This window comes from Dolichospermum sp. UHCC 0260 (genome assembly GCF_009711985.1).
GTDB lineage: Bacteria > Cyanobacteriota > Cyanobacteriia > Cyanobacteriales > Nostocaceae > Dolichospermum > Dolichospermum lemmermannii.
The window spans coordinates 41,891-46,782 of the sequence record NZ_VIKZ01000016.1; the positions used below are offsets into that span (position 1 = coordinate 41,891).

At 34.9% G+C, this 4,892-nt stretch carries 5 protein-coding genes; 2 read left to right on the plus strand and 3 right to left on the minus strand.

The window, feature by feature from the left end; genetic code table 11:
- Both FJR08_RS08420 and FJR08_RS08425 read right to left on the minus strand, forming a co-directional pair.
- Entirely contained in the window at nt 1–1,704 is a 1,704-nt protein-coding gene (locus FJR08_RS08420; RefSeq protein WP_168632852.1) for a DUF3685 domain-containing protein, read from the minus strand.
- 145 nt (nt 1,705–1,849) lie between these two features.
- On the minus strand, nt 1,850–2,311 hold the full coding sequence (locus FJR08_RS08425; protein WP_168632853.1) for a Fur family transcriptional regulator: 462 nt from the start codon (nt 2,309–2,311) through the stop codon (nt 1,850–1,852).
- A gap of 236 nt (nt 2,312–2,547) precedes the next feature.
- Between FJR08_RS08425 and FJR08_RS08430 the strand changes: the two genes are divergently transcribed.
- The gene (locus FJR08_RS08430) at nt 2,548–3,036 is read left to right on the plus strand and encodes a CRR6 family NdhI maturation factor (RefSeq protein ID WP_015083114.1); all 489 of its coding nucleotides are present in this window, start codon (nt 2,548–2,550) and stop codon (nt 3,034–3,036) included.
- 69 nt (nt 3,037–3,105) lie between these two features.
- On the opposite strand, the gene FJR08_RS08435 is transcribed toward FJR08_RS08430, so the two are convergent.
- The gene (locus FJR08_RS08435; RefSeq protein WP_015083113.1) at nt 3,106–4,047 is read right to left on the minus strand and encodes a glycosyltransferase family 9 protein; all 942 of its coding nucleotides are present in this window, start codon (nt 4,045–4,047) and stop codon (nt 3,106–3,108) included.
- 146 nt (nt 4,048–4,193) lie between these two features.
- Here FJR08_RS08435 and ispD point away from each other — a divergent pair, with 146 nt between their 5' ends.
- Nucleotides 4,194–4,874, plus strand: a complete 681-nt coding sequence (ispD, locus tag FJR08_RS08440; protein WP_015083112.1) for a 2-C-methyl-D-erythritol 4-phosphate cytidylyltransferase — start codon at nt 4,194–4,196, stop codon at nt 4,872–4,874.
- Nucleotides 4,875–4,892 lie beyond the last annotated feature (18 nt).

The following is a 4,892-nucleotide window of genomic DNA, read 5'->3' on the forward strand; positions in this document are numbered from 1 at the left end:
TTACTTATTCTTCCGTTGTCCCTTTTCCGTTAAAGAAACACTACCAATTCCCTGTAAAATTCCCCTCCCAACTAAACCTAAACCTCGGCCAATTACTTGAGTGAGAACAAAAACAATTCCAGTTCCTAAAAAGCCTACTAATGATTGTATGCGGGGAGAAATAGCATCCCGAAATTCTAGTATTAATGTTACCCCTAAAGGAATTCCAGAAAGTTGAGCTAATTCTTGATTTCGAGGAGCATAAATTGATATTTTAGAAATTCCCCGAGGGGCAAAAATAAATAATTCATAGCGACTTTCAAAAATTGTTTGCGCTTCAGTTATATATTGATGTAATTGATATTTCCAAGATAAGTTATTTCTAAATTTCTCAATTTCTCTGGTGGAAATCATGTGCCAATGATAAAAATTTTGTTTAATACTTTCCTCGTCTGCTAAATTATTTAGTAATGGTTGAATTACAGCATTAGCTATGTGAATCAATAAATTTTCTAAAATTGATAATGCTTGAGATTGAGATTCTTGCGTTCCTGCTGGATAAGAAACGTTATCAATACATAAATCTGTTAATAATAGTAGATAAGTCAATAATTCAAATAAAAATGGAACTTTATTGATAATTTCTGTTTGCGAATCTGTGGTTTTATCTAATAAAAATTTAACCAAACTTATTTCTTGTTTATCTAAAATAATTCGGGAATAATTTCCAAAAAACTCCGTAATAGTAAATTGCCATAAGTCTAGTAAAATCTGGCTTTGTAAATTAAATAGCTGATTCTTATCAAAATTAAAAGCCCGGACTTCTTCCAACTGCTTAAAAAATTGCTGAAGAATAATATAAAGTAACTCTCGCTTTTTATTTTCTCGAAGAATATCAATTTCTAAAGGTGTATTAGTAAGATTATCTAAAGAAAATTTGAGTTTATTTAAACCTAAAGTCAATAATTCAGATTGCAGTTGTTGAGAACTAACTATCGGTGGTACGTTTATAAATGGTCGTGGATCTGATTTAATAATAGTCTGATTGGGAAAAATATCTAAGGACGGTAATTGGTTTTCTTGTGATAGTCTTTGTCTTTCCTTCTCTGCTGTCAATAAGTGATTAACAACCCACCGAGCCGCTAAAAGTTCGCGTCGTTGTCCTGCTAAAATTGCTTTATTTAATAGAGTTATTCCCGGCAATTTTAATTGTTCTGTAACTTTATCAAGGGCTTGATCAATATTATTAATTCCCGAATTTTGTAAGTTATTTCGCAACTTAGCAAATGGGAAAGGAGAATTAACAATTACTGAATCTGCAAACCAGTAATCACCACCATTAGCTAATTCTTGAATAATAGGGACTAATTGAGAAATTGATATTCCTTTAGGACAATAGCCATTTATCCCGATTTCTTTGGCAGCAATGAGCATTTCTGGTTGAGATTTTGAACTTAAAAGTAATATAGGTATATGGGGATATAAAGCTTTGAGTTGTTTACAGAATTTTAACCCTATTTGCTCATTATCTAATTCTAAAATAATTAATTTAATTTGCCGAGAATTTCCAGTTAGTATTTCCGCTAAAACCTGTAAAGCGGCAGTATCTGTGGCAACATCTGCTACTACTTGTAAATTAGGAATAGCTTCCAGTGTTACCTTGAGTCCTAAACGGAAAATTGGATCTGGGTCAATTAATAAAAATTGTACAAGGCGATCGCTCATTTTTACAAGAAAGTTGATTCCTGATTTTTTAGGCTAGTACCGCAGGGCGGAAGTCAAAAGTCAAAAGTCAAAAGTCAAAACTAATATACAGTAGGCTTTTTGGCGATTGAATATGGTTGCTTTATTTACGCCATGATGTACTAGTTTAAATTTTTAATTCCTCATCACTTACTTTGTCACGATAACCATAAAAGTTAATAGTATATTCAGAAATCTTTATCCCTGTTTGTGCTTCCACTTGACGTAACAAATCTTCAGGTAATTCTATATGCACATCTAAAATTTGATTTGTATCTATACAGTTAACATGACTATGGGAATTACTATTATTGCCATATAATCGTCCTTCCCCATGTTCAATACACTCTATAATATTTTGGCTAGATAAAGCTTCTAGATTTTGATATACCGAAGTATGGCCAATTTCCTTACCTTCTTGATTCAGTCGATCATAAATCTCCCTAGCAGAAAGGTGTTCCTTCGCTTGCCAAAGCAATTCCAAAACAAAGCGCCGTTGACGACTGACACGCATCCCTAACATTTGACACCTATCCAAGGCATCTTGTAAAGAACAAATAGGTTTAGGATAAATCCCTTGCTTGTACATATTTCAGGTTGTGAATTCTAGGAATTGGGGATAAATCAATTCAAAATATCCTCACGATAGAACTTGCTTAGGCAAAATTCGAGGAAAATTTTGGCTGTTTGCTAACTGATCATTTTCTTAATCTAAAACAAACTCATAACAACTTTATCTTAAAATTCGGCTAAATGTCTACCTAAAGAGGTAAAAAAGCTGCTACTGTAGATTCTCAACACTGTTGAGTAAGTAGCTATCAGTTCATGACAATCACAATCACCCTCAACAACAACTCTATTTATAGTTTAGATGTGTCACCTGCCTTAACGGTGATTGAACCATTGCTGCAACAGGGAAGCATTTCTACCCATGAACAGCAACTGCGTCTGGAAATTCAGTTTGAGCGGGAAGCAAATGATCCACGGGAACTATCGGAAATTCCCGAAGTCAGACTGTGGTTTGTGCGTCTTGATGCCAAGTATCCTTGGTTGCCATTTTTACTAGACTGGAAAGCAGGAGAACTAGCTCGGTATGCAGCTATGTTAGTACCTCATCAGTTTAGTTCTAAAGAAGGTATCCAGTATAACCCCGAAGCTTTAGAAATATTTCTGATGCACAAAATCTTTATTTTAAGTGATTGGTTGCACAAACAAGATATTGCTAGTCCATCTCGACTCAAATCTTTAGCGCAAATTCTGGGTTATGAATTAGATGATGCTTTCTTTGAAATGATTGAAAAAACTAATTCGTGAACAATGGAATTTATGATTTTAGATTGGATATTTTTTTTCAATCTAAAATCCAAAATCTAAAATTAATACTCAGCCTCCCCAAATTTTTTCTAACACTATTTGGGGTAAGATATCTGCTATTTTCCCAGTTGATGAAGTAATAGCTAATACTTTCTCGCTTATAGGTAATAATTTTTCTGAATCTATAGAATCTAACAAAGTAATTGTATATGTTTCTACTGCTATACTTAATTGCAAGAAGCTATTTTCTACAGATACCATTAAACTAGCACCGGCAATTATGGCAGTTAACTTACCAATATCATCGGGAGAAGTAACTTTAATATTGTGACAATGTTCTAAAAGCGATCTGACTAAAGGCTCATTATTTGCTTCTTTAATGACAACAACAGGTAAATCTGGCTGTTTTTGTTGACAAGCTGCAATAATTTGTTGCCAATTTTCTACGGGATAAGTTGTATCTAGGCTACCTTCACCAGCATTGATGAGAATAAAACCTGTTTCATTCACTCCTAAGCGTTTTTGTTCTGCTTGCGCCCATTCAATATCTACTTTAGGCACATTTACTGATAATGCTGGACAAGGAGTATTAATTTTCAAAGGTTTGAGTAAATTATGGTACATTTTTGCCACATACTCGGATAAATTGGGAGGAATAGGGTTAGTGAGAAAAACCGCACCTTGTCCTTGGTAGCCAATGCGTGTGGGAATTCCCGTCAACCACATTAACAAACCTACCCACCAACTTTGTCCGACAATAATAGCGACATCATACTCACGATCACGGATCATACCAACTAAGTTACCCCAATCAGCTAAACTATTACGATCTTTGTAATCAAAGGTTAATACATCATGAACTGACTTGCTGACTCGGTAAGCGGCCTTTGACTGGGGTTCTACAATCACATCTATCTGCGCGTCGGGATAATAACGCTTCAGATCATCAAGAGTGGCAAAAAAAAGAATTTGGTTATCAATTGAACCAGGGACTAGGGCTACTACACGCATAATATTTATTAACGGTTATTGTTTTATATTTTAGGAGAATATAGGTATTGAGAATTAGGAGTCAAGGAGTCCTTTAATTTTGCTGATGAAGTTATTTTCAAAGATGGGTATTTTGAATTTATTTAATTAAAGATTAAGGAAAAGTTGTGCATTTACTAATTCCCGCAGCCGGAAGTGGCAAAAGAATGGGTGCTGATCGTAATAAACTTTTATTACAGGTACGTTCAAAACCCTTGATTGCTTGGACTTTGTTAGCCGCAGAAGCTGCAAGTTCTATTAGTTGGATCGGAATTGTTTCTCAACCTCCAGATTGGGATGACTTCAAGTCTATTATCGCTGACTTAAAGCTGAAAAAAACAATAGTATTTATTCCTGGTGGTTCTACCCGTCAAGAGTCAGTTTATAATGGTTTACAGGCATTGCCAACTAATGCAGGACAAGTTTTAATTCATGATGGCGCTCGTTGTTTGGCAACACCAGAGTTATTTAATGCTTGTTCTGAGGCAATTTTGCATTGTTCTGGTTTAATTGCGGCTGTACCTGTTAAAGATACAATTAAAGTCGTTGACGACAATAATATAATTAAAAGCACACCAGAGCGTAAACAGCTTTGGGCGGCTCAAACCCCCCAAGGGTTCGATGTCAAATTGTTAAAACAGTGCCATGCTGAAGGTGTCCGTCAAGGTTGGGAAGTGACTGATGATGCGGCTTTGTTTGAAAAATGCGGTATTGAAGTGAGAATAGTTCCTGGGGAAGAGACTAATTTGAAAATTACGACTCCTCAAGATTTAGCGATCGCTGAATTTATACTTAGTTATATAAAATAGGTAAAAATTTTCAACCAC